General features: G+C 47.7%; 22 protein-coding genes, 10 tRNA genes, 1 rRNA gene and 1 riboswitch. Of the genes, 27 read left to right on the top strand and 6 right to left on the bottom strand.

Features of this window, described 5'->3' with window-relative positions; translation table 11 throughout:
* Positions 1–81 precede the first annotated feature (81 nt).
* Positions 82–282: a hypothetical protein gene (locus KNQ05_RS09795; RefSeq protein WP_088838080.1), complete on the top strand. Its 201-nt coding sequence runs from the start codon at positions 82–84 to the stop codon at positions 280–282.
* A 43-nt stretch (positions 283–325) separates the two neighbouring features.
* Here the strand turns inward: KNQ05_RS09795 and KNQ05_RS09790 are convergent, their stop codons facing one another.
* On the bottom strand, positions 326–1,633 hold the full coding sequence (locus KNQ05_RS09790; RefSeq protein ID WP_088838078.1) for a Na+/H+ antiporter NhaC family protein: 1,308 nt from the start codon (positions 1,631–1,633) through the stop codon (positions 326–328).
* An 80-nt stretch (positions 1,634–1,713) separates the two neighbouring features.
* Positions 1,714–1,817, bottom strand: a riboswitch (SAM riboswitch).
* A 79-nt stretch (positions 1,818–1,896) separates the two neighbouring features.
* Positions 1,897–2,865, bottom strand: a complete 969-nt coding sequence (locus KNQ05_RS09785) for a metal ABC transporter solute-binding protein, Zn/Mn family (protein WP_088838076.1) — start codon at positions 2,863–2,865, stop codon at positions 1,897–1,899.
* A gap of 169 nt (positions 2,866–3,034) precedes the next feature.
* Between KNQ05_RS09785 and KNQ05_RS09780 the strand changes: the two genes are divergently transcribed.
* Positions 3,035–3,994, top strand: coding sequence for an alpha/beta hydrolase fold domain-containing protein (locus tag KNQ05_RS09780; RefSeq protein WP_214766429.1), 960 nt, complete (start codon positions 3,035–3,037; stop codon positions 3,992–3,994).
* 46 nt (positions 3,995–4,040) lie between these two features.
* On the top strand, positions 4,041–4,616 hold the full coding sequence (locus tag KNQ05_RS09775; protein ID WP_214805260.1) for a histidine phosphatase family protein: 576 nt from the start codon (positions 4,041–4,043) through the stop codon (positions 4,614–4,616).
* Positions 4,617–4,619: 3 nt separating this feature from the next.
* Here the strand turns inward: KNQ05_RS09775 and KNQ05_RS09770 are convergent, their stop codons facing one another.
* Positions 4,620–5,111 carry a YwpF family protein gene (locus KNQ05_RS09770; protein WP_214805258.1) on the bottom strand — a complete coding sequence of 164 codons (492 nt, stop codon included), beginning with the start codon at positions 5,109–5,111 and terminating at the stop codon, positions 4,620–4,622.
* 143 nt (positions 5,112–5,254) lie between these two features.
* On the opposite strand from KNQ05_RS09770, the gene KNQ05_RS09765 reads away from it, so the two are divergent.
* Positions 5,255–5,584 (top strand): hypothetical protein, encoded by a 330-nt coding sequence (locus KNQ05_RS09765; RefSeq protein ID WP_088838070.1) that lies wholly within the window; start codon positions 5,255–5,257, stop codon positions 5,582–5,584.
* Between the two features lie 100 nt (positions 5,585–5,684).
* Here the strand turns inward: KNQ05_RS09765 and KNQ05_RS09760 are convergent, their stop codons facing one another.
* Entirely contained in the window at positions 5,685–7,136 is a 1,452-nt protein-coding gene (locus KNQ05_RS09760) for a nicotinate phosphoribosyltransferase (RefSeq protein WP_088838068.1), read from the bottom strand.
* A gap of 16 nt (positions 7,137–7,152) precedes the next feature.
* Positions 7,153–7,686: a cysteine hydrolase family protein gene (locus KNQ05_RS09755; RefSeq protein WP_029331926.1), complete on the bottom strand. Its 534-nt coding sequence runs from the start codon at positions 7,684–7,686 to the stop codon at positions 7,153–7,155.
* Between the two features lie 164 nt (positions 7,687–7,850).
* Here KNQ05_RS09755 and KNQ05_RS09750 point away from each other — a divergent pair, with 164 nt between their 5' ends.
* From KNQ05_RS09750 to KNQ05_RS09740, 3 genes are read left to right on the top strand one after another with little or no spacing between them, the layout of a single operon-like run.
* Positions 7,851–8,126 (top strand): 4a-hydroxytetrahydrobiopterin dehydratase, encoded by a 276-nt coding sequence (locus KNQ05_RS09750; RefSeq protein WP_029331924.1) that lies wholly within the window; start codon positions 7,851–7,853, stop codon positions 8,124–8,126.
* Positions 8,116–8,613, top strand: a complete 498-nt coding sequence (locus tag KNQ05_RS09745) for a hypothetical protein (protein ID WP_214766433.1) — start codon at positions 8,116–8,118, stop codon at positions 8,611–8,613. Before KNQ05_RS09750 ends, KNQ05_RS09745 begins: the two co-directional genes overlap by 11 nt.
* Before the next feature lie 23 nt (positions 8,614–8,636).
* Positions 8,637–8,900 (top strand): hypothetical protein, encoded by a 264-nt coding sequence (locus KNQ05_RS09740; protein WP_088838065.1) that lies wholly within the window; start codon positions 8,637–8,639, stop codon positions 8,898–8,900.
* 66 nt (positions 8,901–8,966) lie between these two features.
* On the opposite strand, the gene KNQ05_RS09735 is transcribed toward KNQ05_RS09740, so the two are convergent.
* On the bottom strand, positions 8,967–9,713 hold the full coding sequence (locus tag KNQ05_RS09735; protein ID WP_159172340.1) for a rhomboid family intramembrane serine protease: 747 nt from the start codon (positions 9,711–9,713) through the stop codon (positions 8,967–8,969).
* A 68-nt stretch (positions 9,714–9,781) separates the two neighbouring features.
* Between KNQ05_RS09735 and acpS the strand changes: the two genes are divergently transcribed.
* From acpS to KNQ05_RS09635, 20 genes are all read left to right on the top strand, one after another.
* Positions 9,782–10,162: a holo-ACP synthase gene (gene acpS, locus KNQ05_RS09730; protein WP_088838061.1), complete on the top strand. Its 381-nt coding sequence runs from the start codon at positions 9,782–9,784 to the stop codon at positions 10,160–10,162.
* A complete protein-coding gene (alr, locus tag KNQ05_RS09725) occupies positions 10,140–11,216 on the top strand; it encodes an alanine racemase (RefSeq protein WP_214766435.1) in 1,077 nt (358 codons plus the stop codon). Before acpS ends, alr begins: the two co-directional genes overlap by 23 nt.
* 139 nt (positions 11,217–11,355) lie before the next feature.
* The gene (locus KNQ05_RS09720; RefSeq protein ID WP_012371670.1) at positions 11,356–11,580 is read left to right on the top strand and encodes a hypothetical protein; all 225 of its coding nucleotides are present in this window, start codon (positions 11,356–11,358) and stop codon (positions 11,578–11,580) included.
* Positions 11,581–11,583: 3 nt separating this feature from the next.
* Complete coding sequence (locus KNQ05_RS09715; RefSeq protein WP_029331914.1) at positions 11,584–11,934, top strand: type II toxin-antitoxin system PemK/MazF family toxin; 351 nt, start codon at positions 11,584–11,586, stop codon at positions 11,932–11,934.
* A 199-nt stretch (positions 11,935–12,133) separates the two neighbouring features.
* Entirely contained in the window at positions 12,134–12,460 is a 327-nt protein-coding gene (locus KNQ05_RS09710; RefSeq protein WP_088838058.1) for an STAS domain-containing protein, read from the top strand.
* On the top strand, positions 12,457–12,939 hold the full coding sequence (rsbW, locus tag KNQ05_RS09705) for an anti-sigma B factor RsbW (RefSeq protein ID WP_029331912.1): 483 nt from the start codon (positions 12,457–12,459) through the stop codon (positions 12,937–12,939). Before KNQ05_RS09710 ends, rsbW begins: the two co-directional genes overlap by 4 nt.
* Entirely contained in the window at positions 12,905–13,702 is a 798-nt protein-coding gene (gene sigB / locus KNQ05_RS09700) for an RNA polymerase sigma factor SigB (protein ID WP_012371666.1), read from the top strand. The genes rsbW and sigB overlap by 35 nt, the downstream gene beginning before the upstream one ends.
* Positions 13,703–13,765: 63 nt before the next feature.
* On the top strand, positions 13,766–15,886 hold the full coding sequence (locus KNQ05_RS09695) for a Tex family protein (RefSeq protein ID WP_214766437.1): 2,121 nt from the start codon (positions 13,766–13,768) through the stop codon (positions 15,884–15,886).
* On the top strand, positions 15,883–16,323 hold the full coding sequence (locus tag KNQ05_RS09690; protein ID WP_088838056.1) for a SprT family protein: 441 nt from the start codon (positions 15,883–15,885) through the stop codon (positions 16,321–16,323). The genes KNQ05_RS09695 and KNQ05_RS09690 overlap by 4 nt, the downstream gene beginning before the upstream one ends.
* 149 nt (positions 16,324–16,472) lie before the next feature.
* A tRNA-Asn gene (locus KNQ05_RS09685) sits at positions 16,473–16,547 on the top strand.
* A 9-nt stretch (positions 16,548–16,556) separates the two neighbouring features.
* A tRNA-Ser gene (locus KNQ05_RS09680) sits at positions 16,557–16,648 on the top strand.
* Positions 16,649–16,697: 49 nt separating this feature from the next.
* Positions 16,698–16,772, top strand: a tRNA-Glu gene (locus tag KNQ05_RS09675).
* Positions 16,773–16,776: 4 nt separating this feature from the next.
* Positions 16,777–16,852: transfer RNA gene (locus KNQ05_RS09670), tRNA-Val, on the top strand.
* Between the two features lie 33 nt (positions 16,853–16,885).
* Positions 16,886–16,961 (top strand) — tRNA-Asp (locus KNQ05_RS09665).
* A gap of 4 nt (positions 16,962–16,965) precedes the next feature.
* Positions 16,966–17,037, top strand: a tRNA-Gln gene (locus KNQ05_RS09660).
* A 7-nt stretch (positions 17,038–17,044) separates the two neighbouring features.
* A tRNA-Lys gene (locus tag KNQ05_RS09655) sits at positions 17,045–17,120 on the top strand.
* A 17-nt stretch (positions 17,121–17,137) separates the two neighbouring features.
* A tRNA-Leu gene (locus KNQ05_RS09650) sits at positions 17,138–17,223 on the top strand.
* 4 nt (positions 17,224–17,227) lie between these two features.
* Positions 17,228–17,304 (top strand) — tRNA-Arg (locus KNQ05_RS09645).
* A 19-nt stretch (positions 17,305–17,323) separates the two neighbouring features.
* A tRNA-Ile gene (locus tag KNQ05_RS09640) sits at positions 17,324–17,400 on the top strand.
* Between the two features lie 134 nt (positions 17,401–17,534).
* Positions 17,535–17,597, top strand: a 16S ribosomal RNA gene (locus tag KNQ05_RS09635); the annotation flags it as partial.

Below are 17,597 nucleotides of genomic sequence, written 5' to 3'. Positions count from 1 at the left end.
TTTGATGCTCATAAGCAGGGAATATAGAATGGGAAAGAGAAGAAAGTCTACTGATGCATAAACGAAGAGAGGTGTAATATCATGGTGAAATCGATTAAAAAAGTACCAAAAGGAGTCTGGACAAGCATCGCAGCACTATTAGGTGCTCAAGCCACGTTCCTCTTTCTTGGTGCCCGCAAGACAGGACGCAACCCATGGGTATGGGGGGGAGCAGGACTTGTTCAATTTCCGCTTCCGGCGATTGCCTATTTCATTTTGAATCGTCAAGAAAAACAGAAATAAAGTGAACCCCCCGTCGCAGACGAAGCGACGGGGGGTGTTTGTTTTACGACATGTTGTTTTTCTGTGCGGCATCACTCTTCCGGCGTGGGAAGCCGAAGAAGATTGCCAGTGATCCACAAACGAACAGTAAAAATGGATAGAACAAATAAGGAATCAGTTCGGGTGACGCCGTTTTCGTCAATTCAGCGGCAATCAAAAGTTGCGCTCCGTACGGGATGATTCCTTGAACACCACAGGAAAAGAGGTCGAGGATACTGGCTGACTTCTTCCGGTCGATGTCATACGTATCCGCGATTTCAGCAGCGAGCGGACCGGCGACAAGAATCGAAATCGTATTATTTGCTGTTGCGAGATTCGTTGCACTGACGAGGGCAGCCATACTGAACTCAGCTCCCCGGCGTTTCGAAATCTTTCGTGTCAGCGTTTCTTTGAGATAAGCAATTCCACCGTTATAGGTGATCAGGCTGACGAGTCCACCCATCAGCAACGTCAAGATTGAGATTTCTGCCATCCCCATCAATCCGTCAGACATCGCGAGGACAAATCCACTTACTCCGAAACTACCGTCGATCATTCCGATGATGCCTGTCAATAACGTCCCGCCGAGTAAGACGAGAATGACGTTGACACCAAAGAGTGCGAACACGATGACGGAAAGATACGGAATCAGCTTATAAAATTCAAATGCTTTCGCTTCGACGACATCTCCGGAACCTGACACGAAAGCGAGTAAGATGACAGTGATGACGGCAGCAGGCAAGACGATTAAAAAGTTCGTTCTGAATTTATCACGCATGTTCGTTTTTTGTGTCCGGACAGCGGCGATTGTCGTATCTGAGATAAACGATAAGTTATCACCGAACATTGCTCCACCGACGACGGCAGCAGCGGCGAGTGCGACATTGACACCCGTCGCGTCATGAATCCCGAGTGCGATCGGTGCAAGGGCAGCGATTGTGCCGGTCGAAGTTCCCATCGCCATCGAGATGAAAGCGGCAATGATGAACAATCCACTCATTAAAAGAGACTGGGGTAGGAAACTGAGTGCAGCGTTGACGGTCGCATCAATGGCTCCGATTGCATTCGCTGTTCCAGAAAATGTGCCGGCGAGTAAAAAGATGAAGACCATGATCATGATGTCCGGATTTCCGGCACCGCGGGCAATCCGCTCGACGGTCTGGTTGATGTCTCCCTTAGATGTCGCAGCAGCAAAAATCAAGGCGATTAAAGCTGCAATCAAGATGGGGAATTTGTAAAAGTCGTTATAGAAGATTCCTGCACCGATGAATAATACAAGGAAAACGAACAAGGGGAACAACGCCCATTTGTTCGGCGTAACCGTTTCGTTCATGTGAATCACTCCATTTCTTCAGCATACAAAAAAAGACCCCTTCGCAAGAAAGAAGGAGGTCTTTACTGAAAAAGACGCTCTTCTTATCTCTCAAGCCATAGCTTGCTGGATTTGGCACAGTACGAATCAATCGTCCGCTGCCGAAACATCATTGGGCCAGTCCCTCCGTTTCTCGCGATAAAAAGAAGTCATTTAGTTGTTTAGTCGTTGTTTAAAACACGTTTATTACCCTAACGTATCTTTTAATGCTTGTCAACTGTACCTTACTGCAGTGCTTGTTTGAGCGTCGTCACGTTTTCGTTCATCAAATCAAAGTACGATTGATCTTGTTGATCTTTTGCGACGGACTCGAGGTTATGAATCGTAATCGATTCGGCACCGATTTCTTTTTGGATGACACGGGCGACCTTTGGCGACACCGTCTCTTCGAAGGCGATATAGTTTAAGTCATGCATCTCTGCTTCCTTGACGATGGCAGCCAGCTGTTTTTGGGACGGTTCGTCAGACGGTGAAATACCGGCAATCGGCAGTTGCGTGAAACCGTAACGTTCCGCCAAGTACCCGTATGCGGCATGCGTGACGAGAAGCTCCTTTTTCGAACCGGAGTCAACAGCTTTTTGTAAATTTTGGTCGAGTTCATCTGCTTGTTTGTTAAAGAGTGCGAGGTTTTTATCAAACGTTTCCTTCCGGTCAGGTGCTTCCTTTGCTAATGCGGTCGTAATCGAGTCAGCCATTTTCTTGGCGTTGTTCGGGTCGAGCCAAACATGCGGATCGTATTGTCCATGATCGTGCGACTCTTCTTCAGCCTCGTGATCATCATGGTCATCGTGTGCGTCTTCTTCGTGCGTATGAAGCGAAGCGGAAGCTTCGAGTAAGTCGATATTTTTACTTGTCTCGACAAAACGAATGGAATTACCGGCTAAACTTTCCTTAATCTTTTCAGAGTACGGCTCAAGGGTTGTGCCGGTAAGTAAAAATAGATCGCCTTTCGCAATCGTCGTCAGTTGCTTCGGAGTCGGCTCATACGAATGCGGGTCGGCGCCAGGGGGAACGATTAATTCGACCTGGACGTCCTTTCCGCCGATTTCTTTGGCGATGGCTGCCGTGGCGAACGTCGACGTATAAATTTGCAATTTACCGTCTTCGTCTGAATTTGAAGTCGATGAGCCGCATGCGGCGAGCAGACTGGCAGTTACTGTCGCGATGGTTAACGCTGGAATGATTTTTTTCATATATGAACCCTCCAAGATAATTAAAACGTAATTGTTCCGATTTGGACTTTCTAACTATATCCGACGGAAATTAAAGCGTCAAGTCGGAATGTTGTGAAGTTCTAGTTCAAAATAAATCGGGTAAGAGAAGAGTAGAAGTGAAATCGGAATGAGCCTTGGAGGTGATGAGGTGAAACGTGAAACAGCATGGTTGATGGGTGGCGCCGCTATTTTGACGACGGCTGCTGCTGGTGCGAGTATTTGGAATAATTATGGAGCCTTACTCAGATGGACGGAGCCGGTCTTGCCGCTTACCGAAAAGCAATTAGCACCACGAAATCTTTTATACAAGACGGTCAATCAGCAGGACTTGACGTTAGATATTTATTATCCGCCGGGAGAAGGGCCGTTTCCGGTCGCGATTTATGCTCATGGCGGCGCATTCGTTCGTGGAAACCGTGATGATGTGTTTAGTTTTGCTCCAATCATCGACCGGTTTTTAGAACTCGGGATTGCCGTTTGCAGCATCGACTATCGTTTATTTGAGGATGGCAGCTACTTTCCGGACAACCTGGAAGATGTTCGAGATGCCTTATGTTTTTTAAATCAACAAGCGGATGAATTACGCATCGCGCGCGGTCGGATGCTTTTATGGGGTGATTCAGCAGGTGGAGCCCTAATGTTGACGACGGCGCTTGCTCCGACTGAATTTATCGGCGAACAGGCGGAGGCGCATCTTCCTTTAATCAATGGAGTCATCGCCTTGTATCCGCCGACGAATTTTCTGTTGTTTAAATTCATTCAAACCTGGATTGCCCATATCAAGTTTTATGGGGGTGGACGGGAAGAATGGCGACAGTTGATGATGCGTGTCTCCCCGGCGACACATTTAAGTTCCGACTCGCCGCCGATCATGTTGCTGCACGGAAAAAAGGATCCGATTGTCCCGTTTGCTCAAGCACTCCACTTTGTTGAGAAGGGGGCGGATGTCGGGGCGGATGTTCGATTATTCTCTTTCCCGAATGGTACACATTCGCTGGCGAGCTTTGCCCAAACTGAAAATCCACTCAAAATTGAACGTTTGCTCGAACGAATCGAAGCCTTCAGTTGTCAAGTGCTTGTCTTACCGAAACGAGAGGCGCTTCATTAGGAAACATGATACAATCAGTCATATTTCTTTAGAAGGAGACTGCAATATGACGGAAATTTGTTTAGTACGACACGGTCAAACGGACTGGAACTTAAACGAGCGGATTCAAGGACGTGAAGATATACCGCTTAACGAGACCGGTAGAAAACAGGCGGCTCTCAGTGCTGCCTACCTGGCAGAAGAACAGTGGGACGTCTTGATTTCAAGTCCGCTATCGCGAGCTGTCGAAACTGCTGAAATCATTGGTCGATCGATCGGTCTAAGCTTGACGGAAACGGATGAACGGCTTGTCGAGCGCGAATTTGGAACGGCTTCCGGTGAACCGGTCGCCGGAATTTACGAAGCAGTGCAGGCAAATGATGCAGAGCGCGTCCCGGGGCTTGAAACGGAAGCGGAAATTCAACAGCGTGTCTTCAGTGCGGTTGAAGAACTGACAGAAAAATATCGAGGAAAACGCCTCTTAGTCGTCTGCCATTCGCATACGATTAAAGCGGCACTCTCCTCGATTGATGAGACATTCAGTTACCGGACGCCGTTAAAAAATGCATGTGCGAATTACATTCGTTTTTCCGACCGTTATGAGATTGAACGGATTAATGTAGCGGACCATATCACAATTTGAACATCAACCTTCGACGGTTGCCGGATGTTCTTGTAAGTACTGTTTAAACGTTTCTTTCGCGATGCTCGTGATATGAGTACCACGTTTAGAGCGTCGGTCTTTATATTCTTGAATCAGCTCTTCGCCAGTAAAGTTGTCTTCGACGACTTCACGCAAAATCGATTCGGATAAATCATTTTTCATCATGACCATCTTACCGGTAAAGAGATAAGAGACGCCTTCGCTCAATTGCGTACTTTCATAAGGCGTGACGATCATGGCGGCGGGGTCATTGTCCGGCCGTGAAATCGTGATTTCAATCAAAGCGCGCAGCTTTTTCTCGAACAGTTCTTTCAAAATCGGTTGATCGGTGTCGGTGACGACGATTTCAGCGACCCACTGGGCGGTTTGGTCGGTACTCACCGTCAGCCCATCTTTAATCTGAACGGGGATTGTCGTATCTCGCCCTGATTCATCCATGAGAATACGTAATGTACACAATTTAAAGGTTTTCAAAAAGAACTCCTCCTTTTGTTGTTCGTACGTGATTTTCTTCAGTATAACGTGAGTCTGTCGCCTGCGCGAAACTTTTCGTAACGTCTTCGAGTCGAACTATGTTTAAATGGAACTAGAAATCAGAAACAGGAGGACCGTTTATTATGCCGCAAGCACTTATAGGAATATTAGGAATCGTGGGGATTATCTTACTTGCCCATCACATCATCATGTATTGGCATGCTGAGCCAAAAGATCGCCCGACGCTTGCGTACCGCATAGCGCTCCTGATCGCCTGTTTGCTTCTTATCAGTGGAAGTGATCATTTAATTAGTATCTTTTACGCCGATTCTCTTGCTGAGTTCGGTCAACGGATTACCTATATCGTCTTCATCGGAGGTGCGCTTGGTTTTGCGTGGTACTTTCGTCAACAAATGGAACAAGCGACAGCCAAAATGACTGCTCACCCAAACGAAACAGCCCACTTCAGTTGAAGGGGCTGTTTTTAGCGTATAGAAAAATGAGAGGGAGATGAAAAGGTAGCCTTTCAAGACGTCCGTCAAGAAGCTTGATTCTTGAGGCTGCTTGATTTTGTTATTTTACACCACTTGCGAGGCGTGTTTTCCGAATCATGTCGAGTTTCAGTTTCCAGAGACGGTCGCTGAACGTGACGGCATAGATTTCAGGTAGACGTAGACGTTTGTACTCTTCCCACAGGCGTCCGATTTGCTGTTCGTGGAACTGACGACTTTCTTCAATCGTCGGAACGGTATACACGAGTTCACCGTCCTTAAAGATCGGTGCAAGTAACCGTTCAACCTTAAAGTTTTCAATCCGGTTCCGGAACGACGGGTCACGGACGTCAATCAAATCGACGAAGTCGAGTTGACTCGGATCTTCATCGAGTAACGTGATGTAGTCGCCTTTGAACTTGTTCGTTTCCGGGTCGACGATGCGGTACGCCTCCTTGATATGCGGTGTCGTCGTCTTCGCTTTTGAAGACGAAACTTTGATGACGGGTGCAAGTTCGCCGTCAATTTCGCGGGCGACGAGTTTATAGACCATGCCGAGCGCCGGTTGTTCGTACGCCGTGATGCCGCGTGTTCCGACGAGGAAGGTGTTTGCCTGTGCCCCTTGGATGCGAAGGTCTTGAATGACATATTCGTCTAAATCACCAGACAGGACAATTTCGACGTCGAGTAAGCCGGCTTCATCAAGCATCTTCCGGGCGCGTTTTGATAGGTAGGATAAGTCGCCGGAATCGATTCGAATCCCGCGTAACTTATGTCCGTCTGCTGCGAGTTCTTTTGCGACCGTGATCGCGTTCGGGAGTCCGCTTTTAAGCGTATCGTACGTATCGACGAGCAGTGTCGCCTGATCCGGATAATGCGATGCGAACGTCCGGAAAGCCGTCAACTCATCATCATGAAACTGGATATCTGCATGCTCCATCGTTCCACCACATGGGATACCAAAGTCGCGGCCGGCCGACGCGAGGCTTGTCACGTCGAACCCGGCTAAATAAGAGGCACGTGTTCCGAAGTAAGCAGCATCGATTCCTTGGGCGCGGCGTGAACCGGCTTCGAGGAATTTCGCGCCTGGTGCCGACTGCCGAATCCGTGCGTATTTTGTCGCAATCAACGATTCGTGATTGGCGATGTTCAAGATGGCCGTTTGCAGTAACTTCGCCTCAAAAATCCGTGCTTCAATCCGGACTAATGGTTCGTTCGGGAAGACGATTTCGCCTTCTTTGACACTCGAGAGGGAGCCATTGAATTTAAAGTTACGTAACTCATCCTTGAATTCATCCGGGAACCCGATCATCGTTTGAAGATACGTAATGTCTTCTTCTGTGAAGTGGAGTGTCTGGATATATTCGATGATATTTTCAAGACCGGCGAAGACGACATAACCACCTTCGAATGGATTGCTGCGGTAATAGACGTCAAAAACAGCACGTTCATTATGGCGCCCTTCCTTCCAGTAGATATACATCCATCTCGGAAGATAGAGGTCAGTATGAAGTGCAAGATTACGTTGTAACATGAAGACAGATCCCTTCTTATTCGCCGACGACTTCTGCGCCGATCGATTGTTTAAAGTGTGTGAGTGCCCAGTCGTGGCCGGCCGCATTGAAGCTGGCGACGGCGTCAGCATGGACGACGATTTTATAGCCGAGATTGTACGCGTCGACAGCAGTGTGCAAGATGCAGATATCTGTACAAACGCCGACGAGGTGAACTTCTGTGATATGCCGTTCACGAAGACGTAAATCTAGGTCCGTCCCAGCAAAGGCGCTATAGCGCGTCTTGTCGATGACATGATCCGCAACACGTGCCATCTCTGCGACCTGTCCGAATAAGTCCCGTCCGTGTGTTCCCCGAATATTATGAGGCGGGAAGAGGACGGTTTCCGGATGGAATGTGTCGCCTTCTTCATGAAGGTCGTTTGCAATGACGACATAATCGTTCGTCGAAAATTCATCCATGAGCGATGCGATGCGTCCTTCGATGAGTTGACCCGGTTTACCGCAAGTCAGCTTACCTTCATCGGCGACGAAATCAAACGTATAATCAATAACGATAAGAGCGCGCATGAGCGATAGCCCCTTTCCTGAATGGGATATAGTGTTCTCTTTCACATTGTACTCTATCTCACTTCGAAGGCAAAAGGAAGAAATCGAACGAGTAGAGGTATAAGAAGTAAGGAAAGTAGGGTATAAGGTATAGGACGAAAACGATAGTAGAGGAGGAGAATGGAATGGAACGGTTGAATGAGTATGAGGTAGAAGAACGTTTAGAAGGTCTGAATGACTGGAGCGTCGTCGATGACGAAATCGTACGCATCTACACATTGGATTCTTTTCCGGCGGCACTTGATTTTGTTCAAGAGGTCGGTTCTTTAGCAGAACACTTGAATCATCACCCGCGGATCATGATTGATTATAAACAGGTGACGCTCGCCGTGACGACACATGATGCCGGCGGGTTGACTGGGAAAGACTTCGAACTCGCGGAGGCCTGTGATGCCATCTAAACTATTCATTACATTCGGTAGCGGTAACTTTGTCGACCAAATTCGCTCGCGTGATGCTCAAATTCGGGCAGCGGGTGGAAGCGGAGAAGCATTACTCTGGATTGAAACGGACGGAAAGTCACCGTTTCAAAGCGGGAACAGCTATACACTCCTCGAAACGCGTGGTAATTTTGATGAGAAGGGGACGATTTTTTACTGGTCGATTCCGGCAGATCAAAATAGCGGCGATCTTTTCATCCATCAGGTCATGTCGGACCCGAAAGTACTCGGGGCAGAATATGGCAGTTTTCAAGCCTTACGGATTGCCCGCGTCGAACGGGCGACGGATCTCGTGTTATTGATTCAATTCAAGGACGAAGGAGATGCGTCACGTTACGCAAAATCAGTTGAACGCTTGACGGTTGATCAGTATGCTGAAGAGGCAGGGAAGTCGTTTGCGCCTTCTCCAATTATGAAACGTTATCAACTTGTACCACCATTACATTAAAATGACACAGGGGGAAGAACCAGATGAAAAAGAATTATTTTGTACTCGCAACAGTAGGTGGCGCACTAATCGGAGCAACACTCTCATTACTTCATAAAGATACGCGCCAAGCACAAATCGAAGCGACGAAGCGTGCGTTTGGCGGAGCCGGCACACAACTTTCGGCAGTCAAACAAGATCCAAAAGGACGTTTTGAAGAAATTCGTGCCCTCTACACAGATAATCAAGAAACCATCCATAATCTGATTGACGATGTGAAGGATCTTGCGGAATCTTTCCGGAAGTAAGAATAAGAAAAAAGCGCCGAGTCTGTTTTCCGTAGTACGGAATCAGACAAGGCGCTTTTTTGTAGATTAGATGAATCGCGCGAGTAGACCGAAAACGGCAAAGGCAACGATGACATAAAACACGATGCGTCCCGTTTGACCGGATCCTGTCGAGTGAACGACATGACCACCGAACGTCGCCCGTTGACCCGTATTAAACGGACGTGTGAACGGAACAGCGCTTTTTCCGAAGATGAATCCAGCTAGGAATCCGAGGAGGAAACCATACAAGTGACCGAAGACGGAAACGTTCGAGCCGATCAGTGTAAAGACGGCCGTGATGGCACTAAAGATGTAGACGAGTCGTGCATCTTCGACAGAAATGATCGTCCGACGAAAACGACCGAGATAAACGTAAAAGCCAAGCAAACCTAAGATGGCTCCAGATGCTCCCGCCTGTCCATAAAATAAGTTATCGCTCAACGTGACATACGTCAACACGTTAGCGAGCGTTCCTACAAGCAAGTAAAAGATGGCAAATTTCACATGCCCGATCATCCGCTCGAGCGCAGGAGCGAAAATAATCAACGCAAACGTATTAAAGGCAATGTGCCAAAAATCGTAGTGTAAAAATGTCGCCGTGACGACACGCCACCATTCGCCATTCGCGATGAATAAATTAATCGCTGAACCATAACTGAGTGGAGAGAAACCAAAGCCGAGTAACTGATTCAACTGCTCGATGACAAACAGAGCGACTTGGATTAAAATGAACAACGAAACGACCGGATAAGAACGTGTGAACGTTTGTAGATTTTCCGTTCGACTAAACATGACAACACCTCGCTTCACTTTCATTCTATATGAAGTGGACGAAGAATAGAACTGTGGAGGCGTAGGGAATGATTTATGGTATCGGTCTTGACTTGATTGAATTAGAACGCGTTCGTCTGACACTCGAACGTCAACCCCGGATGCTGACACGTATTTTGACGGATCGTGAACAAGCGCGGTATGAAACATTGGCGAACGGACGCCGACTTGAATATCTCGCGGGACGGTTCGCTGCAAAAGAAGCGTTTGTCAAAGCACTCGGCACGGGGATTGGGCGAGAAGTGTCTTGGCGCGATCTTGAAGTACTAAATGAAACATCAGGTCGCCCTATCATGACGGGGCCGTTTGACGGTATGATTCATGTATCGATTACGCATTCGGATCATTATGCGGCAGCACAAGTCTTATTAGAAAAGAGGGATGGCGATGTACCGACCGACGTGGATTGAAATTGATCGTGCTGCGATTGCACACAATGTACGCGAGATAAAGGCAAGAATCGGCGACCAATCGATGATGGCCGTCGTCAAAGCGGATGGCTACGGGCACGGTGCGATCACTGTGGCAGAAATTGCATTGGAAAACGGGGCTGACTTACTTGGCGTCGCTCTTCTTGAAGAAGCAATCGAGCTGCGCGAAGCAGGTATCCAAGCACCGATTCTCATGCTCGAGACGTTATTGCCGGAGCATGTCTCCGTCGCTTCGAATTATGATGTGGCGGTTCCTGTATTTTCAGCCGAGTGGTTACGGCAAGCAAAACAACATCTGACGGAAATCGATTCGCTTCGGATTCATATTAAGGTCGATAGTGGGATGGGACGGCTCGGTCTGCAAACGATGCAAGAACTGGATGAACTTTTAATGGAGCTCGATTCTGATTTGCTTGAGCTCGAAGGAATTTATACACATTTCGCGACAGCGGACGAACTGTCGAGCCGTCTGTTCGAACAGCAACGGACGACGTTTCTCGGCTTCGTCGAACGCGTACCGCACGTGCGATATATCCATGCTGCGAATTCTGCTGCTGCGATTCGACTCGCAGGTCAGGATGACCCGTTTAATATCGTCCGCATCGGGATTGCCCTTTACGGCGCGATGCCGTCTGACGAGATGATTCCATATTATGATTTCCTTCAGCCGGCATTTTCGTTGAAGAGTCAGCTGATGCAAGTCAAGTGCGTCGAACCCGGACAGACGATCAGTTATGGGGCGACGTACACGGCACCGACGGACGAATGGATCGGGACCGTCCCGATCGGCTACGCCGATGGGTGGTCGCGACGTTTTCAAGGGTACTCACTCATCGTAGATGGTCAACCGTGTGAAATCGTCGGTCGTGTCTGTATGGACCGGTTAATGATTCGTTTACCGCAGGAATACCCTGTCGGCACAGAAGTGACGTTAATTGGAACGGGCGCGCCGATTGATGAAGCAGCCCACTGGTTAGGGACGATTAACTATGAAGTCCTTTGTCAATTTTCAAAACGTGTGCCGCGAAAATAAATTTAAAAAACCATCAATATGATGGCAAAAAAATGTTATTTCTTTGAATTTTGATTGTATTTTCTGAATTCGACTGATATATTGAAGTAGAAAGTGAGTCGTTCGTTAAGGTTTCAGTGAATCTGGAGGTGCCATTATCTTGGTCCAACAACGGGAAAAGCAGTTTGTTGAGCGAAATGTAGCGAAGGAGACGATTGGGATGAAGTCGAACCATACGACCGAAGAACGCAAGCGTCAGCTACGTGAGGAATTGAAGCGTGGTTACGAAGAAATGGCAGCAATCAATTTATCAATCGTTGGTGAAATGTTCCAGATTGAAACGGAGGCGGAGTTCTCGCTCCTACGTCAAGTAAGCGGGGTGTAAGCTTTGATAGTCAAACGTGGCGACGTGTTTTATGCAAATTTGTCACCTGTGGTCGGATCGGAACAAGGAGGAGTACGTCCTGTCCTTGTCCTACAAAATGATATTGGTAACCGATTCAGCCCTACTGTTATCGTGGCTGCGATCACGGCACAGATCGACAAAGCCAAACTACCGACCCATGTGGAAGTATATCGAGAGCGACACGGATTAGAACGTGATTCGGTCATCCTACTTGAGCAGGTCCGTACAATCGATAAGCGCCGTCTGACGGATAAGGTGACACACCTGGATCCTGAGACGATGATGAAAGTGAATAGTGCCGTTGCAATCAGCTTAGGCTTGATTGATTTTTAGGCACCTACATAGAAGCACGAGAAGAGTCGATACATTTGTATGCGACTTTTTTTGACTAAATTTTTAAAAATAGGTTTAGAAGTGTTTTAATGCGGGAAATATACTTAAGTGACTTTTTTTAAGGAGCCACTTTATTTACAATCAACTGATGAAACAGAGAGAAATCATATAGCATATTTCCTTGAGGAGGAACTTGAAGATGGATTTAACAATTAGAACAGAGCAACTAGATGGTCAGACGCATCTCTATATCGTAGGAGAGATTGATACGTATACGGCACCAAAACTTCGTCAAGAACTCGTTCCCGCTGTAGAAGCAAATGATGTCGTCGTTCACTTGGATGAAATTCATTACATGGATTCGACAGGTCTCGGTGTATTCGTCGGAGCGCTTAAAGCATCGAAGAAAAACGGTACATCGTTTACGCTTGTTGGTGTTTCAGAACGTATTCGTCGTCTTTTTGAAATTACAGGTCTTTCAAGCATCATTACAATCGACAGTGGTGTACGAGGTGGTACGCAATGAAAAACGAACAACTTGAAATGACACTACCTGCAAAACCTGAATACGTGGCAATCGCGCGTTTGACGGTTTCAGGTGTCGCAAACCGCATGGGCTATACGTATGATGATATCGAAGACATCAAAATTGCTGTTTCTGAAGCATGTGCGAATGCTGTTCAACATGCTTATGAAGACCAGCAAGACGGATCAATGGGCTTAACATGTAACGTTTACCCGGACGATCGTCTTGAAATCATCGTCAAAGACAACGGTGTGACATTTGATAAAGATAGCGTCAAACGCCAAAGTGAACCAATTACGGATTCGCACGATCTAGACTCACTGCATGAGGGGGGACTAGGGATCTTGATGATTGAGGCATTGATGGATCAAGTCACGATCGAAAAAGCAAACGGCGTCACTGTCCATATGACAAAATATATGAATAGAGATGAGGTGGGTCAAAGTGCCAGCAAAGTCTCAACAACGCCATCACAGTGATGACGAAGTCCTTCGACTGATTGATCTGTATCAACAAGATGACCAAGATGAAGAAGTCCATGCCGCGCTACTCGCCCGTTACTCGGATCTCGTCGAGGCACTCGCCCGTAAATTCTCACGTGGCCGTCCGATTCATGATGATCTCGTTCAAGTCGGGATGATTGGATTGCTTGCCGCGCTTCGTCGTTTCGATAAAGAGTTTGGGCGAAGTTTCGAATCGTTCGCTGTCCCAACAATCATCGGGGAAATCAAGCGATTCATTCGCGATAAAACATGGAGCGTCCATGTTCCGCGTCGAATTAAAGAGCTAGGTCCGAAGATTAAGAAGGCTGTCGAAGAATTGACGACTGAACTACAACGTTCACCGCGAATCGACGAAATCGCTGCGCGTCTTGAAGTGTCAGAGGAGGAAGTGCTCGAAACACTCGAAATGGGTAAAAGCTATCAAGCGTTATCCGTTGATAGCTCGATTGAAGCGGATCAAGAGGGCAGCACGGTCACTTTACTTGATTTAGTCGGTAACCAGGAAAATGGTTATGACTCGGTCGACCAAAAGCTGATTCTTGAAAAAGCATTTGCTGTACTGACAGACCGTGAGCGTTCGATTCTTGAATGTGCGTATTACCGCAACATGAGCCAAAAAGAAACGGGAGAACTTCTCGGTATTTCGCAAATGCACGTTTCGCGTTTACAACGCCGGGCGTTGCAGAAATTACGAGAAGCGATCAAAGTAGAACCGAATGAAGTATTCTCGAAAGACTGATGCCATGGCGTCAGTCTTTTTTTCTGTCGATTCTTCGGTATAATGAGGGGGAGGTGAGGAAAAATGGAGAAGAGAATCGCAACAGAATTGAATTTACGACCCCAGCAAGTGAAAGCCGTCTTACAGTTGACGGAAGATGGAGGAACAATTCCATTCATCGCACGTTATCGTAAAGAGCAAACTGGTGAGCTCGACGAAGTCGAAATCAAGGCGATCCTCGATCGACATAAAAGCATCACGCAACTCGAAACTAAACGTGACGATGTCCTTCGGAAAATCGAAGAGCAGGGTGTGATGACCGAGGCATTGAATCAAGCGTTGCGTGAAGCGACGACGTTACAACAGATTGAAGACCTATACTTACCGTTCCGTCCGAAACGACGGACGAAAGCGGAAATTGCACGAGAGGCAGGGCTCGCGCCACTCGCAGAGTGGCTCCGTTCGCCGAAACCCTATGAAGAAGCGGGCTTCAAAAAATTGTTCGCAGGGCTTGAAGAAGCAGAGGCAGTCGCTGGTGCAGAAGCAATCATCGCGGAAGAGTGGGGCGAACAAGCAACTGTCCGCGATTACATTCGTCAAGTGACACACCGTGCTGCAGAAATCGTGACGAAACAAAAAAAGGATGCCGTCGATGAGAAAAAGGTCTTTGCCCAGTACTATGAGTACAACGAGCGGGTCCGTCAAATCGTGCCGCACCGGATTTTAGCAATCAACCGGGCGGAAGCCTTAAAAATCGTGTCCGTGAAAGTCATGTTAGACGAGCAGCAAGTATTGCCATACTTACTTCGTCCTTTTAATCGGTTGCCCGAACAAAAGCGCCAGCTTGTTGAAGAAGCAGTCAAAACAGGATATAAAAAATCTGTTTTCCCGGCAATTGAGCGTGAAATCCGAAATGAATTGACGGAGAAGGCGGAGAACCAAGCGATTGAAGTCTTTGGTAAAAACTTGCGCCAACTCTATATGCAACCACCGATGAAAGGGAAAGTCATGTTAGGACTCGACCCGGCTTACCGGACGGGATGTAAGTGGGCAGTCATTGATCCGACGGGTGAATTAAAAGAAGTCGGCGTTATTTACGTCACGATGTCTGAACAAAAAGCGAAGGAAGCCCGTACTAAATTATCAGAACTGGTGAAGAAATATGGTGTCGAGCTGATAGCGATTGGCAACGGGACGGCATCCCGTGAAACCGAATCCTTTGTAGCGGACTGGATTAAAGGGCATACGGAAGTCGCTTTTACGATCGTCGACGAAGCGGGTGCAAGTATTTACTCGGCTTCAGAAATCGCACGGACGGAGTTCCCGGACCTCCAAGTCGAGCAACGTTCAGCGATCTCGATTGCCCGTCGTCTTCAAGATCCGTTAGCTGAACTTGTTAAAGTCGATCCTCAATCAGTCGGGGTCGGTCAGTACCAGCATGACGTGACACAAGTGAAATTAAAGGAGACACTCGACTTTGTCGTTGAGACCGTCGTTAACCAAGTCGGTGTCGATGTGAATACGGCGTCTGAGTCCCTGCTCGGGTATGTAGCGGGAATCACGAAGGCGACAGCGAAAAAAATCGTCGAACGCCGTTCCGAACTCGGGGCATTTGCTTCACGGAAAGAACTGTTAAAAGTGCCGCGTCTCGGAGCGAAAGCATACGAGCAGGCAGCCGGTTTCCTTCGTATTCCTGAAGGGACGCATCCGCTGGACCGGACACCGATTCACCCGGAACAGTATAAAACTGTCGAACAACTGTTTAAGCAGCTTCAGTTAGCGCTGACGACCGTCGGGACGGAAGAACTCCGCACGAAGTTAGCGGAACTTCCAGTGAAGGATACGGCAGAACAACTCGAGATTGGTGAACCGACGCTCCGGGATATCATTGAAGCCTTGCAGCGTCCGGAGCGTGATCCGCGGGAGGCACTGGATAAACCGATTTTACGACAAGATGTGTTATCACTGGACATGATTCAAGTCGGAATGGAGTTCCAAGGGACCGTCCGGAACGTGCTCGACTTTGGAGCATTCGTCGACATCGGTGTAAAGGAAAGTGGACTCGTCCACATCTCGAAGTTAAGTAACCGACGCGTCAAACACCCGCTCGACGTAATCGCCGTCGGAGAAATCGTGACGGTCTGGGTGACGAGTGTCGAACCGGAACGTGGCAGAATCGGTTTAACGATGGTCAGTCCATCATGACGAACGAACAATTACAGCAATACGTCGAGCAGCTTTCGCTCGACGTGTTTGCTTTACCGTTTAGACACAAGGCCGTTTTTAATGAAAGACTACGCACGACAGGTGGCCGTTATTTTTTGACGGATCATCATCTTGACTTTAATCGACGCTATGTAACGGACGCCAAAACCTTTCGTGGCATCGTAGTTCATGAACTTTGTCACTATCATCTTCACCTCGCAGGACGGGGACATCGTCATCAAGACCAAGACTTTAAAGACTGGTTGATGAAGTATGGTGGCTTACGGTACAGTCCGCGATTAGACGGAGACGAAAAAAAATCGCATCAATACGAATGTCATAAATGCGGTACATTATATAGAAGGAAAAGAAAGATGAATCCGGAGAAGTACCGCTGTGGGAAGTGTCGTGGAAAGATTTTTTACAAAAGTAGTTGACGTTCATTTCGGAGCGTGATAAATTATAGAAGTCGTCAAAACGACAGCAACTAAACAACTTATCGTCACTAAAAACTTTTTTAAAAAAGCATTGACGGCAAGAAAGAAAGTTGCTACTATATAAAAGTGCTCCGAAACGAACACAACATTCCGCAATAGCTCAGTGGTAGAGCAACCGGCTGTTAACCGGTAGGTCGTAGGTTCAAATCCTACTTGCGGAGCCATTATCTTTTGGAGATGTACCCAAGTGGCTATAAGGGGCGCCCCTGCTAAGGGTGTAGGCCGGGAAACTGGTGCGAGGGTTCGAATCCCTCCATCTCCGCCAGACCTCTTATGTGAAAATGTTACTTGAGAATAATTATTGCATATTTTATGGCCCGTTGGTCAAGCGGTTAAGACACCGCCCTTTCACGGCGGTATCACGGGTTCGATTCCCGTACGGGTCACCATAATGGAGGATTAGCTCAGCTGGGAGAGCATCTGCCTTACAAGCAGAGGGTCGGCGGTTCGATCCCGTCATCCTCCACCATTTTCAATTTCATACTTAACGTAACAAAAATGTGGTCCTGTGGTGTAGCGGTTAACATGCCTGCCTGTCACGCAGGAGATCGCGGGTTCGAATCCCGTCAGGACCGCCATTTTTGGGCTGTGGCCAAGTGGTAAGGCACTGGATTTTGATTCCAGCATGCGAAGGTTCGATCCCTTCCAGCCCAGTTTTCTCGTGTCATTAGCTCAGTTGGTAGAGCATCTGACTTTTAATCAGAGGGTCGCAGGTTCGAATCCTGCATGACACACCATTTTAAATTTTAATATTGCGGTCGTGGCGGAATGGTAGACGCGCTAGGTTGAGGGCCTAGTGGTGGCAACACTGTGGAGGTTCAAGTCCTCTCGACCGCACCATATCGCACCCTTAGCTCAGCTGGATAGAGTACTTGACTACGAATCAAGGGGTCGGGAGTTCGAATCTCTCAGGGTGCACCATATTTTGTTTGCTTTTGACGGGCCTATAGCTCAGCTGGTTAGAGCGCACGCCTGATAAGCGTGAGGTCGGTGGTTCGAGTCCACTTAGGCCCACCATTTTTCAAAACAAACAATGACGAACTTTGAAAACTGAACGATGAGGCAAAAACGTATCTTCGGATACAAACAATGAATGAAGCGCAAGCTTCGTCAACGTGACTTTTGGTCACAAAAACGAGCAAGTCAAACACTTTATGGAGAGTTTGATCCTGGCTCAGGACGAACGCTGGCGGCGTGCCTAATACATGCAAGTC

Source organism: Exiguobacterium sp. s125 (assembly GCF_018618605.1).
GTDB classification, from domain to species: Bacteria; Bacillota; Bacilli; order Exiguobacteriales; family Exiguobacteriaceae; genus Exiguobacterium_A; species Exiguobacterium_A oxidotolerans.
This window is presented reverse-complemented; position numbering and strand designations above follow the sequence as displayed.

Coding starts and splice junctions, on each gene's coding strand:
- KNQ05_RS09795 (WP_088838080.1), top strand. CDS start 82: ATGGTGAAATCGATTAAAAAAGTACCAAAAGGAGTCTGGACAAGCATC.
- KNQ05_RS09790 (WP_088838078.1), bottom strand. CDS start 1,633: ATGAACGAAACGGTTACGCCGAACAAATGGGCGTTGTTCCCCTTGTTC.
- KNQ05_RS09785 (WP_088838076.1), bottom strand. CDS start 2,865: ATGAAAAAAATCATTCCAGCGTTAACCATCGCGACAGTAACTGCCAGT.
- KNQ05_RS09775 (WP_214805260.1), top strand. CDS start 4,041: ATGACGGAAATTTGTTTAGTACGACACGGTCAAACGGACTGGAACTTA.
- KNQ05_RS09765 (WP_088838070.1), top strand. CDS start 5,255: ATGCCGCAAGCACTTATAGGAATATTAGGAATCGTGGGGATTATCTTA.
- KNQ05_RS09760 (WP_088838068.1), bottom strand. CDS start 7,136: ATGTTACAACGTAATCTTGCACTTCATACTGACCTCTATCTTCCGAGA.
- KNQ05_RS09755 (WP_029331926.1), bottom strand. CDS start 7,686: ATGCGCGCTCTTATCGTTATTGATTATACGTTTGATTTCGTCGCCGAT.
- KNQ05_RS09750 (WP_029331924.1), top strand. CDS start 7,851: ATGGAACGGTTGAATGAGTATGAGGTAGAAGAACGTTTAGAAGGTCTG.
- KNQ05_RS09745 (WP_214766433.1), top strand. CDS start 8,116: ATGCCATCTAAACTATTCATTACATTCGGTAGCGGTAACTTTGTCGAC.
- KNQ05_RS09740 (WP_088838065.1), top strand. CDS start 8,637: ATGAAAAAGAATTATTTTGTACTCGCAACAGTAGGTGGCGCACTAATC.
- KNQ05_RS09735 (WP_159172340.1), bottom strand. CDS start 9,713: ATGTTTAGTCGAACGGAAAATCTACAAACGTTCACACGTTCTTATCCG.
- acpS (WP_088838061.1), top strand. CDS start 9,782: ATGATTTATGGTATCGGTCTTGACTTGATTGAATTAGAACGCGTTCGT.
- alr (WP_214766435.1), top strand. CDS start 10,140: ATGTACCGACCGACGTGGATTGAAATTGATCGTGCTGCGATTGCACAC.
- KNQ05_RS09710 (WP_088838058.1), top strand. CDS start 12,134: ATGGATTTAACAATTAGAACAGAGCAACTAGATGGTCAGACGCATCTC.
- rsbW (WP_029331912.1), top strand. CDS start 12,457: ATGAAAAACGAACAACTTGAAATGACACTACCTGCAAAACCTGAATAC.
- KNQ05_RS09695 (WP_214766437.1), top strand. CDS start 13,766: ATGGAGAAGAGAATCGCAACAGAATTGAATTTACGACCCCAGCAAGTG.
- KNQ05_RS09690 (WP_088838056.1), top strand. CDS start 15,883: ATGACGAACGAACAATTACAGCAATACGTCGAGCAGCTTTCGCTCGAC.